Here is a 22,795-nt window from a genome sequence, read left to right on the forward strand (position 1 = left end):
ACCAAGTCCCCGGTGATCAGAAGGTCAGGCGACGACCGAGGTCGTGTCTGAGTTTCGGACCGTACGACGATCCATCAGGCCGGAGACCAGCGCCAGGAGCAGCCCGGCGACGGCCAGGACGGCGCCGACGCGGCTCGGCCATTCGTAGCCGTAGCCGGCGGCCAGGACGACGCTGCCGAGCCAGGCGCCGAGGGCATTGGCGATGTTCAGCGTCGAGTGATTGAGCGACGCCGCCAGCGACTGTCCCTCGTGCGCGACGTCCATCAGCCGGGTCTGCAGTGCCGGCACCAGGATGCTCGCCGAGAACCCCATCGCGAAGACCGCGATCAGGGCTCCTGGCCGGGTTTGCGCCAGCCATCCGAACGTCCCGAGTACGACGGTGATCGCGAGCAGGCCGCCGTACAGGCTGGGCATCAGGGCACGGTCGGCGAGCCGGCCGCCGACGACGGTGCCGCAAGTCATGCCGATGCCGTACATGGCCAGCACCACCGTGACCGCAGCCTCGGAGAAACCGGACAGTTCCGTCATCGTCGGGGCGATATAGGAGTACGTCGCGAACATGCCGCCGAAGCCGACCATCCCGACCAGCAGGGCCATCCACACCTGCGGTCGGGACAGGGCGCTGAGCTCGCTACGGATGTTGACGTCGCTGCCGACCGGCTGCGGCGGGACCCAGAACCACACCGCCACCAGCGTGACCAGCCCGAGCGCGCCGACAGCGAGGAACGGCGCGGGCCAGCCGAGTCGCTGGCCCATCAGGGTGGTGATCGGTACGCCGATGATGTTGGCGACCGGGAGACCGACCATCGTCATCGACACAGCCCAGGCGCGCCGATTGACCGGCACGAGTGTGGTCCCGACCACTGCGCCGATGCCGAAGAACGCCCCGTGCGGTACGCCGGTCAGAAACCGCGCCGCCAGCAGGAACTCGTAGCTCGAGGCAACGGCCGACAGCACGTTGCCGATCACGAACACCGCCATCAGCCCGAGCAGCAGCCGCTTCCGGCCGGTCCGGGCGCCGAGCGCCGCGATCACCGGTGCGCCGACCACCACGCCCAGCGCGTACGCCGAGATGAGGTGGCCGGCGGTCGGGATCGAGATCCCCACACCGTCAGCGATCTGGGGCAGTACTCCCATCGTGACGAACTCGGTGGTTCCGATCGCGAAACCACCGGTCGCCAGCGCGAACAGAGCGAGGCCGACAGGCCACTCGGTGCTGCGGCTGTCAGGAGTCACTGAGTTTGTCACGCCTGATTGTTGCACCCACGAGCAGCACCACCGCGATGAGGGCGAAGACCACATTGCCGATCAGGTCGATGGTCCGCGACGCGTCCATCACCGGGTCCTCCGGGAACGCGTGCCACGCGTAGGTCAGGAGCGCGCCACCCGCCACGGCGAGCGAATGCAGCTGCGTCCAGCCGGTCCGCCGCGACCACCGCACCACCACGATCACCGCGAGTACGTCGAGCGCGGCCATCAGCCCGGCCTGCAGCCAGCCGTTCTTCACCAGGTCGTTCACCAGCATGAACGCCGAGCTGAGCACCAGCCCGGCGGCGCCGACCAGCCACGCCGAGGGCACCGTGCCTGCCGTACGACGCTGTCCGCGGGAGCCGACCCGGGCCGCGATGGCGATGAGGACGACGATCGCGATTCCGGTCCCGGCGAACTGCGCCGGTGACGCGACGAACGAGTCGCTGCTCAGGGCGAACTCCGTGTTCGCGACGATGCCGGCGGCGAAGATCGCGCCGTACACCCAGAGGCCGATCTTGCCGAGCCACGGTTCACGCGGGCGGCGCGAGGCCGACTCGACCAGCACGATCGGCACGGTGATGCTCCACACCGTGTGCAGCGCGAGCACGAACAACGTCCACGGCGCCCCCATGCCCAGCGCCGAGATGTGTCCCTGGTCGAGCAGCCGCAGGTCCGCGTAGTTCGGGTTGAACAGCGACTGCGTGGTCACCCCTTCCTCGAGTACGCCGTACGCCAGCGCGAGGATCATGACGCTCGGGTAGCCCCAGCCGCGGCGCCTGACGACTTCACGGATCAGCACCGCGCCACCGCCGTACAGCGGTGCCAGGAACAGCAGCGCGAAGATCTGGCTGATCGGGATGTTCCCCAGCAGGAACTCCGCCACCAGCGGCGCCAGGAAGAACAACCCGAGCGCCGGCAGGGTCCGCTTCATCACACTCACATCGGTTGTGTCGGTCACGCTCCTCACTCTCGCGTTCGACGGGCGCCGGCACCGAAGCGATCCGTCCCGATCCTGCCCTGACGGGCGTCGGGTCCCGGACCTGACGGATGTCATGGCCCAGGGATCATTCAGGGTCATTTCCCTATACGCCGTATAGGTAATGCGCGTTGAATGGCATTCGTGAGTGCGTCCTGCTCCCGGAGAAGATCGTCGACCTCGACGCGACCGCACTTCCTCAGCTGTCCGAGGAGTTCCAGACCCTTGCCGCGAGCAACAAGGTCGAGCACCACCTGATCCCCGGCATCGAGCCGTACACGCCCGGCGACCACCTCGCTGTCTTGAACACGTGACGGCAGCCAGGGCCGCCTCACCCTCAGCGACGCGCAGGGACGCATCGTTTCCGAGACGACGGCGCCTGTCGACGCGCCGGCCGTCCTGATCGGCGAGCTTCAGCCCGGCAGAGACCGGACCGTCTACACCGCGTGGGGCGACTGGTTCGCCTGGCTCTGCTGCGTCGTCGCCCTGGCCGGGGTGGTGTGGTTGAGGTCGCGCGGTGGGCGTGGGAGCATCCGGCATGGCCAACTATGGGGATCACCAGTTGCAGATCTACCTGCAGGGGATGCTGCAGGGGACACGGCCGGAGATCACGACCGACCTGGCCCGGCTGGAGTCGCAAGCGGCCGGGACGCTGTCCGCTGAGGCGATGGGGTACATCGTGCCGAGCGCGGGCAGCGGGGCGACGGCGCGCGCGAACCTGGCGGCGTTCGATCGGTGGCGGCTGGTGCCCCGGATGCTGCGCGGCAGCACCGACCGTGACCTGTCCTGCACCATCCTCGGTACGGCGATGCCCGCGCCGGTGCTGGTCGCGCCGATCGGAGTACAGACGCTGGCCCACCCCGACGGCGAGCTGGCGACGGCCCGGGCCGCGGACGCGCTCGGCCTGACCTACACGCACTCGACGCAGGCGAGTCACGCCTTCGAGCAGATCGAGGCGAAGAGCAAGTGGTACCAGCTCTACTGGCCGACCGACCGCGACGTCTGCCTCAGCTTCCTGCAGCGGGCGAAGGCGAGCGGGTACGGCGTCCTGGTCGTCACCCTCGACACCGGGACGCTGGGCTGGCGTCCGGCCGATTTGGACCGCGGGTTCCTGCCGTTCCTCAAGGGGGAGGGCCTGGCGAACTACTTCAGCGACCCGGCGTTCCAGGCCAAGCTGGCCAAGCCGGTCGCCGAGGACCCGGGCGCAGCGGTGATGCACTGGGCGCAGATGTTCCCGAACGTCGGCCTGGGCTGGGACGAGCTGTCGTTCCTGCGGGACAACTGGGACGGCCCGATCGTGCTGAAGGGGATCACCGCCGTCGAGGACGCCAAGCTGGCCGCAGAGCACGGCGTGGACGGGATCGTGGTCTCGAACCACGGCGGCCGCCAGGTCGACGGCGCGATCGCGTCCCTCGACGCGCTGCCCGCGATCGCGGACGCGGTCGGTGAGCAGCTGACAGTCCTCTTCGACTCCGGCGTCCGCACCGGCTCGGATGCGGCGAAGGCTCTCGCACTCGGGGCCAAGGCCGTCCTGCTCGGCCGTCCGCTTCTCTACGGCCTCGCACTGGCCGGGCAGGCGGGTGTCGAGCACGTCCTGCGCTGCTTCCTGGCCGAGCTCGACCTGACCCTGGCACTGTCCGGCTACGCCAACCACCGCGAGCTCAACCGGGACTCGGTGGTCCGGGCGTGAAGGCGGTCATCTTCGACCTGGACAACACACTGTTCGACCACACCGGGTCGGCGACGTACGCGATCCGCAGCTGGATCCCCGAGCTGGGTGGTACGACGACCGATGAGCTGGTCGCGCAGTGGTTCGTGATCGAGGACCGTGTCTACAGCCGGTTCCTGGCCCGCGAGATCACGCACCAGGAGCAGCGGCGTGGCCGGCTCCGCGACTTCCTGCCCCTGCTCGGCCACCCGGTGCCTCCGACGGATGCGGAGCTGGACGAGCTGTTCACCGGCTACCTGCACCACTACCGGTCGAGCTGGACCGCGTACCCGGACGCCCGCCCGGCGTTGGAAGTTGCCCGGAGCAACGGTTGGCGGATCGGCGTGCTGACCAACGGCAGCACGAAACAGCAGCACGCGAAGCTCCAGGCGATCGGACTGGCCGACCTCGTCGACGTGGTCTGTACGACGGAATCGCTCGGCGTCAGCAAGCCCGCCCCAGAGACCTACCTGCGGACTTGCGAGGCGCTGGGCGTCGACCCGGTGGACACAATGATGATCGGCGACAACCTCGAGCTGGATGTACTGGCGGCCCGCGCCGTCGGCCTGACCGCGCATCACCTCGATCGCGCGGCCGGCATCACCCTCACGGACTTGGTGTCCTGAGATTCCGGTCTTCGGAGTCGGAGAAATCGTTCGTCATGGCACGATCTTCCGGACTGTCCGGGGCCGGGCCATCCATCCGGACCGATCAGGTCCGGATGCCTGCTGGAGCGGGCCGGATTCCTGGGATCAGGCCGATGCCTGCGTCCGCCGGTACTGCGACGGAGGTACGCCGTACCGGTCGAGGAAGGCCTGCCGGAGGGACTCGGTCGAGCCGAAGCCGCACTGCCGGGCGACTGCCGCGAGTGGCAGCTCTCCCGAAACCAGGAGGTGTGCCGCTGCCTCGGTGCGCACACCACGGACGTACTGCGCCGGCGTCTGCTCGACGTGGGTGAGGAACATCCGCGAGAGGTGCCGCTCGCTGACCCCGGCGAGTCGCGCCAGGGCCGGCGTACTCAGGTCCGAGGTCGGGTGGCTGACGATGTGGTCGCGGAGCCGGCGGACGAGGAGGTCGCCGCTCAGCCGGCTCGCCACGAACATGCTCATCTGGGACTGGCCGCCCGGCCGCTGGAGGTAGGTGACCGTGCCCAGCGCGACACCGCGGGCGATCGCCTCGCCGTGGTCCTCCTCGATGAACGACATGGTCAGATCCAGTGCGCTCGTGACGCCACCCGAGGTCGCGATCTCGCCGTCTCGGATGTAGATCGGGTCCGCGTCGACATCGACATCCGGGTGCTTCGCCGCGAGCTGGTCGGCGTACATCCAGTGGGTCGTGATGCGGCGCCCGCTCAGCAGGCCGGTGGCCGCGAGCACGGTCGCTCCGGTGCACACCGACGACACCCGGCGGGCTAGCGCGGACAAGCGTCGTACGTGCCCGACCAGGCTGCGATCGGCGGCGGCGTCCTCGTGTCCGAGTCCGCCGGACACGAGCAAGGTATCCATCGGCTCGTTGAACCGCTCGAGCGCCACATCGGCCTGCAGTTGCAGACCCGAGTCACAGCGCACCGCGCGCTTCCCCGGCGTCGCCAGCACCATCCGGTACGGCGGGCTGGCGCCGATGCGGTTCGCGATGTCGAGACACGACGTGACACAGGCGATGTCGAGCAACTCGGCACCGTCGTACGCGACCAGGAGGACCAGGCGTTCGTCCACGTCGCCACGGTATCCGCTCTTGCACTGTAACGTTCACAACATCTACCGTCGGTTCTGAAGTGTTCGCTACAAGGAGGTTCGATGGAGCGAGTCGCGGCCCTGGTCCGGCGGTACGTCGACGCGGGACAGTATCCGGGCGCGGTCACAGCGGTGGCCTGGCGGGACAAGGTGGAGTTGTTCGAGGCCTGCGGATTGGCGGACGCCGAGCGTGGCCGGGAGATGCGGCCGGACACGATCTTCCGGATCTTCTCGATGACGAAGCCGATCGTGAGCCTCGGGCTGATGCAGTTGTACGAGGAGGGCCGGTTCCAGCTCGACGATCCGGTGGTGCAGTACCTGCCCGCGCTCGGCCGCCCGAAGGTGTTCGCGGAAGGTGCGGTCCGCGACTCCACCCGGGAGATGACGGTGCGCGACATCCTGATGCACATGTCGGGACTCGCGGCCTCGAACGGCAAGCACCCGGTCAGCCGGCTCTACCAGGACGCCGGGCTGACCGGGATGGACTCGGACGCACCGTTGTCGGAGCTGCCGGCCCGGCTGGCAGATCTTCCACTGCAGGCGGATCCGGGGACGCGCTGGATCTACGGGATCTCGACCGACCTGGTCGGGCTGCTCTGCGAGGTGATCGGCGGTCTGCCGCTGGACGAGTACCTGCGCACCCGGATCTTCGATCCGCTCGGCATGACGGACACCGGATTTTCGGTGCCCGAGGCAAGCATCTCCCGCTTCGCCGCGAGCTACACGTACGCCGACGGCGGCTTCGCGCCGGCGGACGACCCGTTGACGAGCGCGTACCTTCGGCCGCGCGCGTTCCTGTCCGGCGTGGCTGGGTTGGTGTCGACGGCCGGGGACTACCTGCGGTTCGTCCGGATGCTGGCCGCCGGCGGTTCGCTCGACGGTGTGCGGATCATCGGCCCGCGGACACTGCGGTTCATGACCATGAACCACCTCCCCGGTGGTCAGGACCTCGCGGCGGTGGCCGATTTCGGTGGCGAGACGAAGCGAGCGGGACAAGGCTTCGGCCTCGGGTTCGGGGTGTTGCTGGATCCGACGGTGGCGCAGACGATCGGCACCCCGGGCGAGTACTTCTGGGGTGGTGCCGCCTCGACGGCGTTCTTCGTCTCGCCGGCCGACGAACTTGCCGTCGTCTTCCTGACCCAGTTGCGTCCGTCCTCCAGCTATCCGATCCGTCGCGAGTTGCGCGCCGCTGTCTATGCCTCACTCGACGACTGACGACGGCTGCCGGCTCTGGACCGAGGCGACCGGCGACGGACCAACCGTCGTCCTCGTCCACGGCGGCCCTGGCTGGTGGGACGTCTTCGGCGACCTCCCTCGGCTGCTGCCCGGCTTCAGGGTCCACCGGTGGGACCAGCGCGGCTGCGGCCGGTCGGATCGCCGCGGTCCCTACACCCTCGAACGCTCGGTCGCCGACCTCGAGACGATCCGCGGCGGCCACGACAAGATCATCCTGGTCGGCCACTCCTGGGGTGCGGCCCTCGCGCTCCAGTACGCCGCCGCGCACCTCGACCACCTCAGCCACCTGATCCTGGTCTCGAGCACCGGGCTCGACGGACCGCCCCCGTCGTACCGGGACCGCGTTGCCGAGCGGCTCGTGCCATCAGTTGATCCCTGGATCGCGCGCATCGCCACGAACTTCGCCGACCGGACGACGGCGCTGGAGCAGTCACGCCGGCTCAACACACCACGCTTCGAGCCCAACCAGAAATGCGCCGACGCGTTGCTGGCCGAGCTCCGCGCGGTGCCGGATCGGGCCGGCGCTTGCGAGCGGATCGACGTACCGACGTTGCTGATCCACGGTGCGGAGGATCTGCGGCCGCCGTACGTCACCGACAGTCTGCTGCGCGCGCTGGCGAATGCGGAACGGGTAGTGCTCGACGGTGTCGGACACTACCCGTGGGTGGAGGACCCGGACGGCTTTCAGAAAGCCGTCCGGACCTTCCTCAGTTGATGGTCCAGGTGTCCGAGCCGGTGACGAGGGCCTGCAGGTCGCCGGTGCCCTGAGCCTCCTGGGCGGTGGTGATCTGCTGACGGACCATGTCGTCGTACGCCGGGCGCTCGACCGCACGGAAGATGCCGATCGGCGCCTGGTGCAAGACACCGGCGTCGGTCAGCCGGGACAGGGCGAACGCGTACGCCGGGTCGTCCGCGTGGGCGTCGTGGACGACCAGGTCGGCCTCGCCGTTGGGCAGGTCGGCGACCTCCTTCACGGCCAGCGAGGCGAAGCCGTCGCGGACCACGCCGAGCCGGCCTTCCTTGCCGAACCGGATCGGCTCGCCGTGCACCAGCGGGATGATCGCGTCGTCGCGGGTGTCGGGGTCCTTGAACGCCTCGAACGCGTTGTCGTTGAAGATCGGGCAGTTCTGGTAGATCTCCACGATCGCGGTGCCGCGGTGCTCGGCGGCCGCGCGCAGGACCGAGGTCAGGTGCTTGCGGTCGGAGTCGATCGTGCGGGCCACGAACGTCGCCTCCGCGCCGAGCGCCAGCGAGACCGGGTTGAACGGGTTGTCCACCGAGCCCATCGGCGTCGACTTCGTCACCTTGCCCGGCTCCGAGGTCGGCGAGTACTGACCCTTGGTGAGGCCGTAGATCCGGTTGTTGAACAGCAGGATCTTCAGGTTCACGTTCCGCCGCAGCGAGTGGATCAGGTGGTTGCCGCCGATCGACAGCGCGTCGCCGTCACCGGTCACCACCCAGACACTCAGGTCCGGCCGGGCCACCGCGAGACCGGTCGCGATCGCCGGCGCGCGCCCGTGGATCGAGTGCATGCCGTACGTCGACAGGTAGTACGGGAACCGGGACGAGCAGCCGATGCCGGAGACCATCGCGATGTTCTCGCGCTTGATCCCGAGCTCGGGCAGGAAGCCCTGGAACGCGGCCAGCACGGCGTAGTCACCGCAGCCTGGGCACCACCGGACCTCCTGGTCCGACACGTACTCCTTGCGGTTCTGCTGCTCGCTCGCGGCCGGGACGCCGTGCAGCCCACCGGGCAGACTCGGCAGGCCGAGGTCGACCGTGCTCATCGTGCTCCTCCCAATCGGGACTGGTGCAGATCGTGCTCGTTACCGTTCAGTGCCTCGCCGTGCGTCAGGTTGGCGGCAGCTTCGCCCAGGTGGCGCGCGTCGTCGTCGATGCCCTCGGTCTCCTCGACCAGGTTGCCGATCACTTCGGCCAGCTCGGCCGCTCCGAGTGGCATGCCCCGGACCTGCGCGTAGGAGACGACGTCGACCAGGAACTTCGCCCGCAGCAGCATCGCCAACTGGCCCAGGTTCATCTCCGGGACCAGGACCTTGTCGTAGCTGCGCAGCAGGTCACCCAGGTTCGGCGGGAACGGGTTCAGGTGCCGTAGGTGGGCCTGCGCGACCTTGCCGCCGACCTTGCGGACCCGGCGAACGCCGGCGCCGATCGGGCCGTACGTCGATCCCCAGCCCAGCACCAGGACCTTCGCCGTACCGTCCGGGTCGTCGACCTCGATCGGGTCGATGGAACGGGCGATGCCGTCGACCTTCGCCTGCCGGGTGCGGATCATCAGGTCGTGGTTGGCCGGGTCGTAGGAGATGTTGCCGGTCTTGTCCTCCTTCTCCAGACCGCCGATGCGGTGGTCCAGGCCCGCCGTACCCGGGATCGCCCAGGCGCGGGCCAGAGTCTCCGGGTCGCGCAGGTAGGGGAGGTAGATCGGTGCGCCCTTGTCGTCGGTGGCGTTCGGCTCGAGAGTGAAGTCCGGGTCGATCGTCGGCAGGTCGCCGACCACCGGGATCTGCCACGGCTCCGAACCGTTGGCCAGGTAGCCGTCGGACAGCACGATCACCGGTGTCCGGTAGGTCACGGCGATCCGGGCCGCCTCGACCGCGATCGCGAAGCAGTCCGCGGGGGACTGGGCCGCGATCACCGGCAGCGGCGCCTCGCCGTTGCGGCCGAACATCACCTGCAGCAGGTCGGCCTGCTCGGTCTTGGTCGGCATGCCGGTCGACGGGCCGGCGCGCTGGATGTCACAGACGACCAGCGGCAGCTCGAGCATCACGCCGAGGCCGATCGTCTCGGACTTCAGGCTGATGCCCGGGCCGGACGACGTGGTCACACCGAGCGCTCCGCCGAAGGACGCGCCGAGGGCGGCGCCGACACCAGCGATCTCGTCCTCGGCCTGGATCGTGGTCACGTTGAACCGCTTGAGCTTGGACAGCTCGTGCAGCACGTCGGAGGCCGGGGTGATCGGGTACGCGCCCAGGACCAGCGGCAGCCCGGCCCGCTGAGCGCCCGCCACCAGGCCGTACGCCAGCGCCAGGTTGCCGGAGATGTTCCGGTAGGTGCCGGTGGCCATCTTGGCCGGCTTCACCTCGTACCGGACCGAGAACTCCTCGGCGGTCTCGCCGAAGTTGTAGCCCGCCCGGAAGGCCGCGATGTTCGCGTCCCGGATGTCCGGCTTACTGGCGAACTTGGTCTCGAGGAACGTGATCGTCGACTCGACCGGGCGCTGGAACAGCCACGACACCAGCCCCAGCGCGTACATGTTCTTGGCCCGGGACGCGTCCTTGCGGGTCAGGCCGAACTCCTTGACCGACTCCACCGTCATGCCGGTCAGGTTCAGCGGCACCACGTGGTAGCCGTCGAGCTCACCGGTCTCCAGCGGGTTCTGCTCGTACCCGATCCGCTTCAGGTTCCGCGGCGTGAAGTCGGCGGTGTCGACGATCAGGGTGGCGCCGCGCGGCACGTCGCGCAGGTTCGCCTTCAGCGCCGCCGGGTTCATCGCGATCAGCACATCGGGCGCATCACCCGGCGTGAGGATGTCGTGGTCGGCGAAGTGGAGCTGGAAGGACGACACTCCCGGCAGAGTTCCGGCTGGTGCCCGGATCTCGGCGGGGAAGTTGGGCAGGGTCGACAGATCATTGCCGAACGATGCCGTTTCCGCTGTGAACCTGTCCCCCGTGAGCTGCATCCCGTCGCCTGAGTCGCCGGCGAAGCGGATCACCACTCGGTCGAGCTGCTTGACCTCGATGGTCACTGTTCTGTTCATCTCCAAGTCGAAGCTTGGGTCGGCCCGCCACGTCGTGGGCGACAGGTCGATCCCCCCAGTTCAGGGCGATAACCCCAATATTAGTTCGCCCTTAGTACAGAACCATGCGGAAGCCCCGGTGGTCCACAGCCTGGGACACGGTGTTAGTGGGTGGATTCATCCGCTAGGGACGAATTCTCCAATGTCACCCTGTGCAGTCGTTCCCTTGCGATCCGCAGTCACAACCGGCGGGCGCAGGAGACCGAGACCTGGCTCAACGCCAAGATCCTCGGCGTCACCCGACTCCGCCTGCAAGTCACCGACCTCAAATCCGGCTACGGCCCCTACGTCTCAGTCGACTCGATCATGCTCTGCACCAACTAAGCTGCTGCCCGTGTCGGAGAGCTATGGGGTTGTCCTCGCGGTGGTCGCGCTCGGCCTGGTCGGGCTGATCGGCGCCTTCGCGCTGAACAAGGCGCTCACCGTCACCTATCCGACCGAGAACAAGCTCAAGACGTACGAGTCGGGCGTCGACCCGGTCGGCGAGGGCTGGGCGCAGGTGCACATCCGGTACTACCTGTTCGCCTATCTCTACGTGATCTTCGCCGTCGACGCGATCTACCTCTTCCCGTGGGCGACGATCTTCGCCACCCTCGGCTTCTCCACCTTGATCGAGATGTTCGTCTTCCTCGCCTTCGTCGCGGTCGGCCTGCTCTACGCCTACCGCAAGGGCGTCCTCCGCTGGACCTAGGCGCGGGCCAGCGCCGCCGCGATCGCCCAGTCCTGGGGGCCGATGCCGACCGACTTGAAGACGGTTCGGCCGGTCGACGCCGGGGGAGCTGAGAGCGCGGGCCCGAGCTCGATCAGGTCATCTCGCCGCAGTACGCCGGAGGTGATGGCGTCGATGATCTCGCCGGACTCTTCCAGCACCGCTTCCTGCTGATCGACCAGGACCGTCGACGCGGTGGCGAAGAGGTCGCGCGGTAGCTCGCGCATCGTCGGACGGAAGGCGCCGATGGCGTTGACGTGGACGCGGTCGGGGAGCGCGTCAGCGGTGAAGAGCGGCGTGGTGGACGACGTGGCGCAACAGACGATGTCCGCGTCGGCGATCGCGTCGTCGATGTCCGTGCCTGGAGTGAACTTCACCTCGGGAAACTCCTCGGCCAACGCCTTGCTCAGCCCCGTTGCCCGGTCAGCTGAGCGACCGGTGACCATGACGTCGGCGATCGGTCGTACGGCGAGAACTCCGCGCACCTGGTCGGGTGCCTGAGCGCCGGTCCCGATCAGCGTGAGCCGGGTCGCGCCGGCCGGAGCGAGCAGATCGGTGGCGACCCCGACGACCGCACCGGTCCGCAGTGTGGTGATCGAGCTGCCGTCCGCGACGAGTTGATCGCCGGCGCCGGTCCAGATCACCGTCGCGCGGATGGCCGGCACCTGATCGAGCGCGATACCGATCTTCTTCACCACCGCGCTCCCGGTCGGCGTGTGGTACGCCGACATCACCAGCACCGACCCGTTGCCGAAGATCTGCCGCGGCGGCAGGACGAAGTTCCCCGCCGCCAGTTCCCGGAACGCGTCCCGCACCGCGTCGATCGCCGTACTCATCGGAACCGCACGCCGGACCTCCTGAGCCGAAAGCACCTTCACCGGCCCGAGCATATTCTGATCCCCACCGACTGTGAGGGGATCGAGTGAACGACCTGCATCGGAACGCGCTGGTGGCGGATGCGCACAACGACCTGTTGATGCTGGTGGCGCGAAGGCCGAAGGCGACGTGGGCGCAGTACTTCCGGGAGCGGTGGATCCCGCAGTTGCGCGAGGGCGGGATCGACGTTCAGGTGCTGCCGGTGTTCATCGACGACGAGTTCCGGCCCGAAGGTGCGTTGCGCGAGACGCTGCGGATGATCGAGGCCGCGCATCGGATCGCCGAGGGCAACGCCGATGAGGTCGCGCTCTGTACGGCGCCCGGCGACATCGCGGCCGCGACCGGCGCCGGCAAGATCGCGCTGGTGCTGGCGCTCGAAGGCTGCCCGCAGATCGACAACGACCTCGAACTCCTGCAGACGCTGCAGCGGCTCGGCGTCCGGATGGTGTCGTTCACCCACTTCGGCCGCAGCGCGCTCGGCGACGGATCGGGCGAGGACGCGACCGGCAGCCGGCTCACCCACGCCGGCGTCGAGGCGGTCGGTCTGCTCGAGGAGCTCGGCGTACTGATCGACGTTTCGCACGTCGGTCGCGGCGGCGTCGAGCACATCCTCGAACTGGCGACGAAACCACTGGTCGCGTCGCACTCCAGCGCGTTCACCCTGCGCGACCACCACCGCAACCTGACCGACGAGCAGTTGCGGGGAGTCGCGGCCACCGGCGGAGTCATCTGCGTGAACTTCTTCGCCGGATTCCTCACCACCGCGGAGAAGCCGACCGTCGAGCATCTGGCCGATCACCTCGAGTACGTCGTGAACGTCGCCGGCGCCGACCATGTCGGACTGGGCAGCGACTTCGTGGCCGAGGTGTACGGGGAGAAGGTCCCGGCCTGCGACCGTCCGCTGGTCATCCAGGGCCTCGACGTCGAGGTGTTCGTGCCCGGCCTCGAAGGCCCGGCCGGGATGCCGCTGGTCACCGACGCGCTCCAGCGCCGTGGGTTGTCAGAGGCAACTATTCGCAAGGTACTCGGCCAGAACCTGGTTCGTGTTCTCTCATCGGAGGCGTGAGATGCAAAGCTGGTTGGACAACAACCTCGGTCGGCTGATCGAGAAGCACGAGGTGCCGGCCGCGTCCGTCGCGGTCTGGGCCGACGGCGAGCTGAGTACGGCGGCGGCCGGCATCCTCAGCCTGAACACCGGCGTCGAGGCCACCACCGACTCCGTCTTCCAGGTCGGCTCGATCACCAAGCTGTGGACCACCACGCTGATCGCCCAGCTGGTCGCCGAGGGCAAGGTCGACCTCGACCGGCCGGTCCGCGATTATCTGCCCGAGTTCAAGCTCGGCGACGAGGCCGCGGCCGCGTCGATCACGCCGCGGCACCTGCTCACGCACACCGCCGGCTTCTCGGGGGACGCCTTCACCCCGACGTCGCGCGGCGACGACGGCGTCGAGCTGTTCATCCGCGATGTGCTGCCCGGCCTGGCCCAGGAGGTTCCGCCCGGCGCGGGGTTCTCCTACAACAACTCGGGCTTCGTCGTCCTCGGCCGGATCGCCGAGGTCCTGCGGGGCAAGCCGTATCACGAGCTGATCCGCGAACACATCGGCGTACCGCTGGAGTTGAAGCATCTCGCCACGATCCCGGACGAGGCGTTGCTGTACCGGGCCGCGGTCGGGCACATCTCGCCGAAGCCGGATCAGCCTTTGCAGGCCGCCCGGGTGTGGAGTCTCGTGCACGCGATGGCACCGGCAGGCTCGTTGCTGGCGATGAGTGCGAGCGACCTGATCACCTTCGGCCGGGCGTACCTGGACGCGTCGCTGCTGGACCGGGCCACCATCGACCGCCTGTGGGAACCGCAGGTCGCCGTACCGCCGACCGGTGGCTTCCCGGCTCACTGGGGCCTCGGCTGGATGATCTTCACGCTCGATGGCGGGACGGTCTACGGTCATGACGGCGGGACCGTCGGACAGTCCGCGTTCTTCCGGCTGGTCCCGGACAAGGGCGTCGCGGTCGCGCTCCTCACCAACGGCGGCAACACCTCGTCGCTGTACGACGAGCTGGTCGGCCACGTACTGCGGGAGACCGCGGGGATCGAGCTGCCGGCCCGGCCGGTGCCGCCGGCCGAGCCGGTCGAGATCTCGGCCGACCTGGTCACCGGCCGGTACGAAGGTGTGCTGACCACCTCGACCGTCAGCGTCGAGGACGGCGAGTTCTGGGTGCTGGAGGAGGCAGTCGGCGAGGAGGCGAAGGTGATCCTGCCCGAGCCGCGGCGGACCCGGCTGGTCCCGCTCGACGACTCCCGGTTGATCGGCGCCGAGCCCGAGCACGGTGATCACACGGTGCTGGCGTTCCGGGATCCGGTCGACGGCCGGGCGTCGTACCTGTTCCAGGGCGGACGGCTCACACCGCGTAGCAGGTGAGAACACTCGTTTAAAGCGGACCGACCGGTGCATGAAGTCCCGCCGCACTGGGAAGGAGTGTCAGTGACGTGCGGCGTGGCTGGGGCCGTGGCACGTCGCGCTGTCATCGAGAGTCACCTGCCTCGCCTTCACCGGATCGTTGCCGGGTCACCCTTTGTGATTGCGGACGGCAACTATTGTGAGGGTCCGCCGTGCCCTGGATAACGGATTGCGTACAGCCTGTCGCCAAGTAGTCAACCTGGAGTTATGGTGATTACTCGGGGGAATGGGGTGAGTACGGGGTGGTGAGGCTATGTCGTGGCAACTGTGGGTGGCGATCGCACTCGCAGCGACCGGGGTCGTGATCCTGGTCGCGTGGCGAATGCGGCACGCCCAGCACGTTTTCGACGACATCACCCGCATCGACCGTTCCGCCGAGAGTAGCCAGTCCGATTCATCCGGTGACGAGCTCGCCCAGGCGAGAGCCCGCCGGATCCCACCGCAGTCGCCGCCGCGCCGCAAGCACGGATAACGCGACCCGAGAAGACGCCCGGTCCCCACCCGGGTTCCGCCCAAGCCGCTCACGTTCGGTGGCCCGCACAGCGCCGAACGTGAGCGGCTGTGGGACTGCGTCGGAGACTGTGGGATCTCAGTCCAGCAGTCCGTCCCGCCTGGCCACCGCGGCCGCCTCGGTCCGCGACCGGACGCCGAGCTTGCCGAGGATGTTCGACACGTGCACGCTCACCGTCTTCTCGCTGATGTACAGCTCGCGGGCCAACTGCCGGTTCGTCCGCCCGTCGGCGACCAGCTTCAGTACCTCGGTCTCTCGCGCGGTCAGGGCACCTGAGCCCAAGCCGGGCCCTTCGACTCCGCCGAGCTCGTCCAGCAGCGGCTTCGACCCCAACTCCCGGCCGACCTCCGCCGCCAGCGCCGCCTGCTCGTTCGCCTCCGCCACCCGGCCCGCGGCACGCAGCGCGGCCGACAACCGCACGCGCGACCAGGCCTGCTCGAAGACGTACCCGTACCCGAAGGCGTCCATGGTCCGCTGCCACGCGGCCACATGCTCCTCCGGTGACGGCGGATCGATCCCGGTCAGCCACCGGAGCCGCTCCCACTCCGCCTCCAGCCGCGACAGCCAGGCCAGCCCTTCGACACCGATCACCCGGCCGGGCGGTAGCCCCTTCTCCACCGTCGCCTGGCCCGTCGCGAGCAGCTCGGAGCCTCGGGCAACCAACTCCTCGGCCGCCGACGGCTCGCTCACCGCCCGGTGGCACAGCAGTTGCATTCCGAGCGTCGTGAAGCGGATCTGGGCCATGAACCACTCGGTCTGGAACACGTCCGCCAACAGCGCGGACACATCCGCGATCAGCTTCTCCGCGTCAGCGACCTGGTCGAGCTGGCGGTACGCGTCCACGGCCGGCTGCAGCCCGATGATCGGCAGCATGACGTCCAGGTCCCACCACTTCCGCATCCGCTCCAACTCTTCCGCGACGGAGGTGTCCCCGCGTCCGCTCCGGACCGCGAAGTCCACCGCGCGGAGCGCCGCCGCCGACGCGGCCGGAGTCTTGGAGTCCGTCCGGGCGGTGGCCGTCGCGTCGTCCCAGTCGCCCAGGACGAACTGCGTCAGCGCCAGCATCCGCCGCGCGTCGAACCCGTACGCCGCCCACTGCCGGCCGAGCTCACCGGCGCGCTGCGAGGCATGGACGAGCGCAGTCTTCGCGCCCTGCAGGTCGCCCTCCTCGTAGTAGGTCGAACCGAGCAGGAACCGGCTCCGTACCTCTGCCGCCGCGTCACCGGTCAGCTGCGCCCGTACGGCGGCCTCCTCCAACTGCCTGGCGGCCGCGACCGGGTCACCGGCCCGGCGCCGGAGCTGGGCCAGGGTGATCCCGGCGTCGCCGGCGGCCGACTCCTGGCCGGCCTCGCGAGCGATCTCGAGCGCCTTGTGCGCCCAGCGCTCCGCCTCCATCGGGCGGCCGAGCGCGTCGGACACCCGTGCGTACAGCGAGGCGACCTGGGCCTTGAAGACGGTCGACGGCTCGTCGGACACCAGCTTGAGCGCCTGCGTCACGGCTTCGTTGGCCTCCTGGTCATGGTCGACGATCAGCGCGATGTCCGCGAGCGGCAGCAGCAACTGAGCCCGCTGCAGCTTCGGCGCGTCCGCCGGCAGATCCACGAGCGCCTTGCGCAGCAGCTTGAGCGCGCGCAAATGCTGCGAGGACAACGTGGCCGCCAGCGCGGTGTCGACGATCAGCCAGGTCTTGTCGATCGTGTTGTCGGGCGATGCGTTCGGGAACAGCTCAAGCGCCATCTCGTAGTGCTTGAGCGCCTCCTGCGGCGCGGCGACCGTGATGGCCTCCTGCCCGGCCCGGACCCGCGCCTCGAACGCGGTGGCCAGGTCGTGCGACCGGGTGGCGTGCCCGGCGAGCTCGGCCGCCGTACCCGCGACGGTCTGGTCCTTCAGCGCCTGCACGTACGCCGCGTGCTGGCGGACCCGCTCGCCGGGCAGGAGGTCGTCGTACACAGCCTCGGCCAGCAGGGCGTGCCGGAAGTAGTAGCTCGCGTTGCCCGGTACGTCGATGATGTGGGCGTCGATGAGCTCGCGCAGGGCCTGATCGAGCTCGCGGTCGGGCAGTCCGGCGACGGTGGTGAGCAGCGTGTGCGGCACCCGGCGGCCGGCGACGGCGATCACGCGGGCGACCTGCCGGGCGTCGTCGGACAGCGGATCGAGCCGGACCAGCAGCAGGTCGGCCAGATCGGGCGGTACGGCATCGCCGTCGCCCATCGAAGCCGCGGCCACCAGTTCCTCGGTGAAGAACGCATTCCCGCCGGCTCGCTCGAGGATCCGTCGTACCTCGGTCTCCGAGAGCGGCTTGGAGACCAGCGAGTCCAGCAGAGTGCGGGACTCGTCGGCGTCCAGGGGCGCCACGTTGACCCGGCGTACGCGCGGGTTGCGGGACCACTCGGCGATCGGGCGGCGCAGCGGGTGGCGGCGGTGCAGGTCGTCGCTGCGGTAGGACACCACCAGGGCCAGGCGCTGTGAGGTCAGCCGGGTGATGAGGAAGCCGATCAGGTCGCGGGTGGAGTCGTCGGCCCAGTGCGCGTCCTCGATGATCACCAGCAGTGGCTCGCTGGTGGACAGCGCGGTGAACGCGCCCAGGACCGCGTCGAACAGGGCGGCCCGGTCGAGCTGGCCCTCCTGGGGCACGGGCTGGGCGCCGATCAGGCGATGGGTGGGCAGGAGCCGGCCGATCGCCGGGAAGTTCGTCAGGACGCTCTCGACCAGATCGGGCCGCTCGCCGGCCAGCCGGCCGAAGATCTCGGTGAACGGCAGGTACGGCAGGCCGGCATCGCCGAAGTCGGTGCAGTGCCCGACCAGGACGCCGAAACCGCGCTCGTGGGCCCCGGTGGCCACTTCGTCCAGCAAGCGGGTCTTCCCTACGCCCGCATCACCGGACAGCAGAACGGCGCCGGCGCGGCGCGTTCTCGCGTCGTCGACGGCACTGAGGAGGGCGGCCATCTCGGTCGAGCGGCCGACGAGAGGTGTCGAGGTCCAGGGCACATCGTCCATCTTCGCCCCTGGAGCCGACACAAATCGACGGCATCCCGTCCGCTGACCCTCCCGGGCAACGAAAACGCCGTCCCTGACCGTTCTTGTCGGGTCAGGGACGGCGGTCCCGGCGGTCATGCCGCCGTTGTGGGTCGGAGGGTCCGGCGCGCGTGCCGCGGCTCGGGCTGGTGGGCCCGCTCCGTGTGCTCCCGGCGCGTCGCCGTCCGGAACTCACGCTTGGTCCGCTCCTGCTTGTAGGCGGTCTCCGCCTGGATCAGTTGAGGTGTGATGAACATGGTCTGCCTCCCTTCAGGCTTTCCGGCCGAACAGGTGGACGAGGTTCCGGCGGGTCCGGGGGTTCCGGTGCTGCCGGAAGTCGCGGCTGAGGCGCTCCCTGCGGTAGGCGACCTCTGCCTTGACCGAGTCGTTGAAGTACATGGATTCCTCCTGGTCTGGTGCCGGCTTCCTGCCGACACCCTCAATCTGCTCGTCTGAGGTGACCCCGCACATCGGAGTTCCTCCCTATCCCTGCGCCTCAGGCGCCCTTAGACGCTCCGGGTACGGCGTAGGAGGTACCTAGTGCCCTGAACGACGGTGCGGCCGGCTCCCCGCAGGGAGCCGGCCGCTGGACGGACGGGGGACGGCGGGTCTCTCGCGTTCACATCGCCGGACGGGCCCGCAGCTCGGGCGCGCAGGGCTCGGGAGACTGCACCTTGGGCTTGCGGTGGAACCAGCCGGGGCGCTGGAAGTCACGCCGCAGGCGGTTCTGTCGGTAACGGACCTCTGCCTGGAGCGAGTCTGGTGAGTAGAAGAACATTGATCTCCTCCGGGAGCTTGTCGATGAGGAGACAGTGCTCGCCTGAGGGGGAGTGCCACATCGGCACAACTCCCTATGCCCTCCGGCCGCGCGCCCTTAGAAGCCGTAACTGAGGCTTAGTTCGAAGTGTTCGGGGTCCAGCAGGCAGTCGGCCTGCTCGGCGAAGGTGTCCGCCGCGGTCCAGCTGGTCCGCTCGGTGTGCAGGAACCAGGTCCCCTCGGGCCGGCCCAGCAACTCGGCCTCGGCATGGTTCAACGGGCGGCCGCGAAGCCGTTGCTCACAGTGGTCGAGATGCAGGCCCGCCCGGCTCAGCGTCGTACTGATCGAGCCGTTATCCAGGCCGCGGCCGGGCAGGTCGCGCAACGACTCCAGTGCTGGGATCCGGCTGCGCTCCAAGGAGATCGGGACACCGTCCGACAGTTGCCTCACCCGCTCGATCACGATCACGCCGGGGTCGTCCAGCCCGAGCCGCCCGGCCAGGCCGGGATCCTCCTCGAGGGCGATCTTCACCGTCCGCATCCGGGTCTCGACGCCCTGCTCGGACAGCGCGTGCGTCCAGCCGAGCCGGCCGTCCAGCGGCCGCCCGTCGAACAGCACGAACGACCCCTTGCCGGTCCGGGTGGTGATCAGCCCGTGGTCGGTCAGTACGGCGAGCGCGGCGCGGACCGTGTTCCGGCTGACCGAGAACCGCCTGGCCAGTTCGACCTCACCGGGCAGTCGCGCGCCACGGCGTACCAGGCCGGAACGGATCTCCCGGGTCAGGACCGCCGCGACGCGTTCATGCTTCAGTTCGATCTCGGGCATCGGCGGCTCACTGGGTACTACGGAGCTGGTCGATCGTGACGACCTCGAGCATCGGTGCGTAGAGCCGCATGATGTCGAGCGCCTTGCGGTGGTTGTCCGCGGTCGAGCCGGCACACGCCTCCTCGACCACCTGGACCTGGATCCCGGCGTCCACAGCGGCCAGCGCGGTGCTGATCACGCAACAGTCGGTGGTGACGCCGCCGAGGACCAGCCGTCCGTCCGGCGCGGCCGCCTCCGCCAGCTCCGGACCCCACTTGCCGAGGGTGGTCTTGTCCAGAGTTGCAGCGCCCTTGAACTCGTCGACGAGCTGGTAGTCGGCCGACTCCGGCGGCTGCAGCGCGAACGGGAACTCCTGGTAGTACGCGACCCAGGAACCGGTTGGTTTCTCCGGTGCCACGAACCGCGTGAAGACGACGTCCGGCGCGAACAGTTCGACCAGTTGTTTGGTGGGTTCGACCACCCGCCGGAAGTCCGGCGCGGCCCAGCCGGAGCCGGGATCGGCGAAGATCCGCTGCAGGTCGATCAGCGCGAGGACCATCAGGCGACCGCCTCCTGGGTGCGTACGGCGGCCGCACCGGCGAACCGCTGGACGACGAAGCCGAGCACCAGCGCGACCAGGATGCCCAGGTTCGCGAACGCCCAGTCGCCTTCCTTGCCGCCGAGGCCGAGCGGCCCGAGCAGGTAGCCCTGCCAGGTCAGCCACGACGCCAGCGTGTTCGTGACCAGTCCCCACCCGATGCCGGTGGCAACGATCATCGTGATCACCGGCAGCCACCGCACGTCGCCGTACCGGCCGCGGGCGTCGTACAGGTCGGCCTCGGCGTAGTCGCGCCGGCGAGTCGCGAGGTCGGCGAGCATGATGCCGCACCAGGCCGCGATCGGGACGCCGAGCGTGATCAGGAAGCCCTGGAACTGGGCCAGGAACTCGCCGCCGTAGAACACCACGTAGATCGTGCCGGCGATCATCACGACGCCGTCGATCAACGCGGCGACGTACCGCGGTGCGGGCAGTCCGATCGCCAGCAGGGACAAGCCGGACGAGTAGATGTCCAGCACCGCGCCACCCACCAGGCCGAGCACGGCCACGATCACGAACGGCACCAGGAACCAGGTCGGCAACGCCTCCGCGAGCGCCCCGATCGGGTCCGCTGCGATCGCGGCGCTCAGATCCTGCGACGATCCGGCCAGCAGGAGTCCGAACACCAGCAGTACGACGGGTGCCACCGAGCCGCCGAACGTCGTCCAGCCGACCACGCCGCGGCTCGACGACTCACGGGGCAGATAGCGGGAGTAGTCGGCCGCCGCGTTGACCCAGCCGAGCCCGAAGCCGGTCATCAGGAACACCAACGCCCCGATCACCTGCTGGCTCGAACCGCTCGGCAGCGCGGACACCGTGCTCCAGTGGATCTGGTCGGCGACCAGGATCATGTAGACGACGGTGAGTACGCCGGTGACCACGGTGATGATCGTCTGCGCCCGCATGATCAGGTCGAACCCGAGCACGCCGCAGGCAACGATCAGTACGCCGACCACGACCAGCGCGATCACCTTCGTCAGGGTGCCGCCGCCCCAGCCGAGGCGTTCGAAGACGGTCGCGGTCGCCAGCGTGGCGAGGATCGTCAGCACGGTCTCCCAGCCGACCGTCAGCAGCCACGACACCACCGACGGCAGTTTGTTGCCGCGGACACCGAACGCCGCGCGGCCGAGCACCATCGTCGGCGCCGAGCCGCGCTTGCCGGCCAGCGCGATCAGCCCGCAGAGCAGGAACGAGAACACCACCCCGATCACCCCGGCGATGACCGCCTGCCAGAACGAGATCCCGAAGCCCAGCGCGAACGCGCCGTAGCTCAGGCCGAGTACGGAGACGTTCGCCCCGAACCACGGCCAGAACAGCTGGCTCGGCCGGCCCTTCCGGTCGGCGTCCGCGATCACGTTCAGTCCGTTGCTCTCCACCGCGAGCGCCCGGGTCTGCTGCACCTCGAGCTGGTCGGCCATGGTGACTCCCCACACTGAATGGACCTGTTCAGTCCTGTTCAATCACGGTAGGACGGAGGGTCGGAGTGGTCAACAATGAATGCCATGCTGAGCGACGCGGTGGACGGATTCAGGCTGGCGTACGACCGGGCCGGCGAGGGACCAGCGGTGGTGCTGCTGCACGGATGGCCGGGTGACCGGACCGACTTCCGGCTGCTCGCACCGATGCTGGTCGAGCGTGGTTGCGAGGTGGTGGTGCCCGACCTGCGCGGTTTCGGGGAATCGGACCGGCAGCCGACGGATCCCGCGCAGTACGGCGTCCAGGCGCAGGGGCGGAGTGTGATCGCACTGGTGGAGGAGCTCGGGCTGCAGCGTCCGGTGCTCGCCGGGTACGACGTCGGCAGCCGGGTCGCGCAGGGGATCGCGCGGAACCGGGCCGACCTGATCGAGGGCATGGTGGTCGCGCCACCGCTGCCGGGGATCGGCAAGCGGGTGTTCTCCGAGCGCGCGCAGGCGGAGTTCTGGTACCAGGCCTTCCATCGGCTGCCGGTGATCGAGGAGCTGATCGACGGGAAGCCCGACGCGGTCCGGTCCTATCTGCGGCACTTCTGGACGCACTGGTCCGGCCCGGGCTTCGAGCCGGAACTCGATCATCTCGTCGAGACCTACTCCGTGCCGGGTGCGTTCACCGCCTCGCTCAACTGGTACCGGGCGGGTGCGGGCTCGGTCGCCACCTCCGCGGCCGAGTCGTCGCCGCCGTCGTACGACCGGATCGGCGTACCGACGGTGGTGCTGTGGCCGGAGTTCGATCCGCTGTTCCCGCGCGCCTGGTCCGATCGGCTCGACGACTTCTTCGCCGACGTACGGCTTCGGCCCGTGGACGGTGTCGGACACTACGCGCCGCTGGAGTACCCGGAAATCCTCGCCGAAGAGATTGTCGGACTAGGCTGACCA

At 69.1% G+C, this 22,795-nt stretch carries 23 protein-coding genes; 11 read left to right on the plus strand and 12 right to left on the minus strand.

From position 1 onward, the window contains the following. Nucleotides 1-24: 24 nt before the first annotated feature. Both OG817_RS42225 and OG817_RS42230 read right to left on the minus strand, forming a co-directional pair. Nucleotides 25-1,248 (minus strand): MFS transporter, encoded by a 1,224-nt coding sequence (locus OG817_RS42225; protein WP_406050633.1) that lies wholly within the window; start codon nt 1,246-1,248, stop codon nt 25-27. Beyond that, nucleotides 1,226-2,209, minus strand: coding sequence for a hypothetical protein (locus OG817_RS42230; protein ID WP_406050634.1), 984 nt, complete (start codon nt 2,207-2,209; stop codon nt 1,226-1,228). Before OG817_RS42230 ends, OG817_RS42225 begins: the two co-directional genes overlap by 23 nt. Nucleotides 2,210-2,358: 149 nt before the next feature. Here OG817_RS42230 and OG817_RS42235 point away from each other — a divergent pair, with 149 nt between their 5' ends. The 3 genes from OG817_RS42235 to OG817_RS42245 all read left to right on the plus strand — a co-directional run bounded on the left by OG817_RS42235 (nt 2,359) and on the right by OG817_RS42245 (nt 4,561). Further along, entirely contained in the window at nt 2,359-2,541 is a 183-nt protein-coding gene (locus tag OG817_RS42235) for a hypothetical protein (RefSeq protein ID WP_406050635.1), read from the plus strand. Between the two features lie 224 nt (nt 2,542-2,765). Further along, entirely contained in the window at nt 2,766-3,917 is a 1,152-nt protein-coding gene (locus tag OG817_RS42240) for an alpha-hydroxy-acid oxidizing protein (RefSeq protein WP_406050637.1), read from the plus strand. After that, nucleotides 3,914-4,561 carry an HAD family hydrolase gene (locus OG817_RS42245; protein WP_406050639.1) on the plus strand — a complete coding sequence of 216 codons (648 nt, stop codon included), beginning with the start codon at nt 3,914-3,916 and terminating at the stop codon, nt 4,559-4,561. Before OG817_RS42240 ends, OG817_RS42245 begins: the two co-directional genes overlap by 4 nt. Before the next feature lie 126 nt (nt 4,562-4,687). Here OG817_RS42245 and OG817_RS42250 read toward each other — a convergent pair whose 3' ends face one another. Then, nucleotides 4,688-5,650 (minus strand): GlxA family transcriptional regulator, encoded by a 963-nt coding sequence (locus tag OG817_RS42250; RefSeq protein ID WP_396392461.1) that lies wholly within the window; start codon nt 5,648-5,650, stop codon nt 4,688-4,690. An 81-nt stretch (nt 5,651-5,731) separates the two neighbouring features. On the opposite strand from OG817_RS42250, the gene OG817_RS42255 reads away from it, so the two are divergent. Then, the gene (locus tag OG817_RS42255) at nt 5,732-6,883 is read left to right on the plus strand and encodes a serine hydrolase domain-containing protein (protein ID WP_406050641.1); all 1,152 of its coding nucleotides are present in this window, start codon (nt 5,732-5,734) and stop codon (nt 6,881-6,883) included. Then, entirely contained in the window at nt 6,864-7,619 is a 756-nt protein-coding gene (locus OG817_RS42260) for an alpha/beta fold hydrolase (RefSeq protein ID WP_406050643.1), read from the plus strand. The genes OG817_RS42255 and OG817_RS42260 overlap by 20 nt, the downstream gene beginning before the upstream one ends. Here OG817_RS42260 and OG817_RS42265 read toward each other — a convergent pair. Both OG817_RS42265 and OG817_RS42270 read right to left on the minus strand, forming a co-directional pair. Then, nucleotides 7,612-8,691, minus strand: a complete 1,080-nt coding sequence (locus tag OG817_RS42265) for a 2-oxoacid:ferredoxin oxidoreductase subunit beta (protein ID WP_406050645.1) — start codon at nt 8,689-8,691, stop codon at nt 7,612-7,614. The genes OG817_RS42260 and OG817_RS42265 overlap by 8 nt on opposite strands. After that, the gene (locus tag OG817_RS42270) at nt 8,688-10,679 is read right to left on the minus strand and encodes a 2-oxoacid:acceptor oxidoreductase subunit alpha (protein ID WP_396392458.1); all 1,992 of its coding nucleotides are present in this window, start codon (nt 10,677-10,679) and stop codon (nt 8,688-8,690) included. Before OG817_RS42270 ends, OG817_RS42265 begins: the two co-directional genes overlap by 4 nt. A 150-nt stretch (nt 10,680-10,829) precedes the next feature. On the opposite strand from OG817_RS42270, the gene OG817_RS42275 reads away from it, so the two are divergent. Together OG817_RS42275 and OG817_RS42280 are read left to right on the plus strand one after the other, a co-directional pair. Next, the gene (locus OG817_RS42275) at nt 10,830-11,042 is read left to right on the plus strand and encodes a hypothetical protein (protein WP_406050647.1); all 213 of its coding nucleotides are present in this window, start codon (nt 10,830-10,832) and stop codon (nt 11,040-11,042) included. A gap of 10 nt (nt 11,043-11,052) precedes the next feature. Continuing rightward, nucleotides 11,053-11,409, plus strand: a complete 357-nt coding sequence (locus tag OG817_RS42280) for an NADH-quinone oxidoreductase subunit A (protein ID WP_360450429.1) — start codon at nt 11,053-11,055, stop codon at nt 11,407-11,409. On the opposite strand, the gene OG817_RS42285 is transcribed toward OG817_RS42280, so the two are convergent. Continuing rightward, the gene (locus OG817_RS42285; protein ID WP_406050649.1) at nt 11,406-12,305 is read right to left on the minus strand and encodes an ornithine cyclodeaminase family protein; all 900 of its coding nucleotides are present in this window, start codon (nt 12,303-12,305) and stop codon (nt 11,406-11,408) included. The two genes, OG817_RS42280 and OG817_RS42285, sit on opposite strands and share 4 nt — an antisense overlap. A 44-nt stretch (nt 12,306-12,349) precedes the next feature. Between OG817_RS42285 and OG817_RS42290 the strand changes: the two genes are divergently transcribed. The 3 genes from OG817_RS42290 (at nt 12,350) to OG817_RS42300 (ending at nt 15,231) form a co-directional block, all read left to right on the plus strand. Beyond that, a complete protein-coding gene (locus OG817_RS42290; RefSeq protein WP_406050651.1) occupies nt 12,350-13,369 on the plus strand; it encodes a dipeptidase in 1,020 nt (339 codons plus the stop codon). 1 nt (nt 13,370) lies between these two features. After that, nucleotides 13,371-14,720: a serine hydrolase domain-containing protein gene (locus OG817_RS42295; RefSeq protein ID WP_406050653.1), complete on the plus strand. Its 1,350-nt coding sequence runs from the start codon at nt 13,371-13,373 to the stop codon at nt 14,718-14,720. 292 nt (nt 14,721-15,012) lie between these two features. Beyond that, nucleotides 15,013-15,231 carry a hypothetical protein gene (locus OG817_RS42300; RefSeq protein ID WP_406050655.1) on the plus strand — a complete coding sequence of 73 codons (219 nt, stop codon included), beginning with the start codon at nt 15,013-15,015 and terminating at the stop codon, nt 15,229-15,231. A gap of 117 nt (nt 15,232-15,348) precedes the next feature. Here the strand turns inward: OG817_RS42300 and OG817_RS42305 are convergent, their stop codons facing one another. The 6 genes from OG817_RS42305 to OG817_RS42330 form a co-directional block, all read right to left on the minus strand. Beyond that, the gene (locus tag OG817_RS42305; protein WP_396392452.1) at nt 15,349-18,267 is read right to left on the minus strand and encodes an AAA family ATPase; all 2,919 of its coding nucleotides are present in this window, start codon (nt 18,265-18,267) and stop codon (nt 15,349-15,351) included. A gap of 113 nt (nt 18,268-18,380) precedes the next feature. Further along, nucleotides 18,381-18,542, minus strand: coding sequence for a hypothetical protein (locus tag OG817_RS42310; RefSeq protein ID WP_396392451.1), 162 nt, complete (start codon nt 18,540-18,542; stop codon nt 18,381-18,383). A 13-nt stretch (nt 18,543-18,555) separates the two neighbouring features. Further along, nucleotides 18,556-18,684, minus strand: coding sequence for a hypothetical protein (locus tag OG817_RS42315; RefSeq protein ID WP_393380563.1), 129 nt, complete (start codon nt 18,682-18,684; stop codon nt 18,556-18,558). 475 nt (nt 18,685-19,159) lie between these two features. Then, nucleotides 19,160-19,867 (minus strand): GntR family transcriptional regulator, encoded by a 708-nt coding sequence (locus tag OG817_RS42320; RefSeq protein WP_406050658.1) that lies wholly within the window; start codon nt 19,865-19,867, stop codon nt 19,160-19,162. Between the two features lie 7 nt (nt 19,868-19,874). Further along, nucleotides 19,875-20,405, minus strand: coding sequence for a cysteine hydrolase family protein (locus OG817_RS42325; protein WP_396392449.1), 531 nt, complete (start codon nt 20,403-20,405; stop codon nt 19,875-19,877). Next, nucleotides 20,405-21,862: a purine-cytosine permease family protein gene (locus OG817_RS42330; RefSeq protein WP_396392448.1), complete on the minus strand. Its 1,458-nt coding sequence runs from the start codon at nt 21,860-21,862 to the stop codon at nt 20,405-20,407. Before OG817_RS42330 ends, OG817_RS42325 begins: the two co-directional genes overlap by 1 nt. An 84-nt stretch (nt 21,863-21,946) precedes the next feature. Here OG817_RS42330 and OG817_RS42335 point away from each other — a divergent pair, with 84 nt between their 5' ends. After that, a complete protein-coding gene (locus tag OG817_RS42335) occupies nt 21,947-22,792 on the plus strand; it encodes an alpha/beta fold hydrolase (protein WP_406050661.1) in 846 nt (281 codons plus the stop codon). Nucleotides 22,793-22,795 lie beyond the last annotated feature (3 nt).

Source organism: Kribbella sp. NBC_00889, assembly GCF_045207705.1.
Lineage (GTDB): Bacteria > Actinomycetota > Actinomycetes > Propionibacteriales > Kribbellaceae > Kribbella.

Coding starts and splice junctions, on each gene's coding strand:
- OG817_RS42240 (WP_406050637.1), top strand. CDS start 2,766: ATGGCCAACTATGGGGATCACCAGTTGCAGATCTACCTGCAGGGGATG.
- OG817_RS42255 (WP_406050641.1), top strand. CDS start 5,732: ATGGAGCGAGTCGCGGCCCTGGTCCGGCGGTACGTCGACGCGGGACAG.
- OG817_RS42260 (WP_406050643.1), top strand. CDS start 6,864: ATGCCTCACTCGACGACTGACGACGGCTGCCGGCTCTGGACCGAGGCG.
- OG817_RS42265 (WP_406050645.1), bottom strand. CDS start 8,691: ATGAGCACGGTCGACCTCGGCCTGCCGAGTCTGCCCGGTGGGCTGCAC.
- OG817_RS42270 (WP_396392458.1), bottom strand. CDS start 10,679: ATGAACAGAACAGTGACCATCGAGGTCAAGCAGCTCGACCGAGTGGTG.
- OG817_RS42295 (WP_406050653.1), top strand. CDS start 13,371: ATGCAAAGCTGGTTGGACAACAACCTCGGTCGGCTGATCGAGAAGCAC.
- OG817_RS42300 (WP_406050655.1), top strand. CDS start 15,013: ATGTCGTGGCAACTGTGGGTGGCGATCGCACTCGCAGCGACCGGGGTC.
- OG817_RS42305 (WP_396392452.1), bottom strand. CDS start 18,267: ATGGACGATGTGCCCTGGACCTCGACACCTCTCGTCGGCCGCTCGACC.
- OG817_RS42310 (WP_396392451.1), bottom strand. CDS start 18,542: ATGTTCATCACACCTCAACTGATCCAGGCGGAGACCGCCTACAAGCAG.
- OG817_RS42315 (WP_393380563.1), bottom strand. CDS start 18,684: ATGTACTTCAACGACTCGGTCAAGGCAGAGGTCGCCTACCGCAGGGAG.
- OG817_RS42320 (WP_406050658.1), bottom strand. CDS start 19,867: ATGCCCGAGATCGAACTGAAGCATGAACGCGTCGCGGCGGTCCTGACC.
- OG817_RS42325 (WP_396392449.1), bottom strand. CDS start 20,405: ATGGTCCTCGCGCTGATCGACCTGCAGCGGATCTTCGCCGATCCCGGC.
- OG817_RS42330 (WP_396392448.1), bottom strand. CDS start 21,862: ATGGCCGACCAGCTCGAGGTGCAGCAGACCCGGGCGCTCGCGGTGGAG.
- OG817_RS42335 (WP_406050661.1), top strand. CDS start 21,947: ATGCTGAGCGACGCGGTGGACGGATTCAGGCTGGCGTACGACCGGGCC.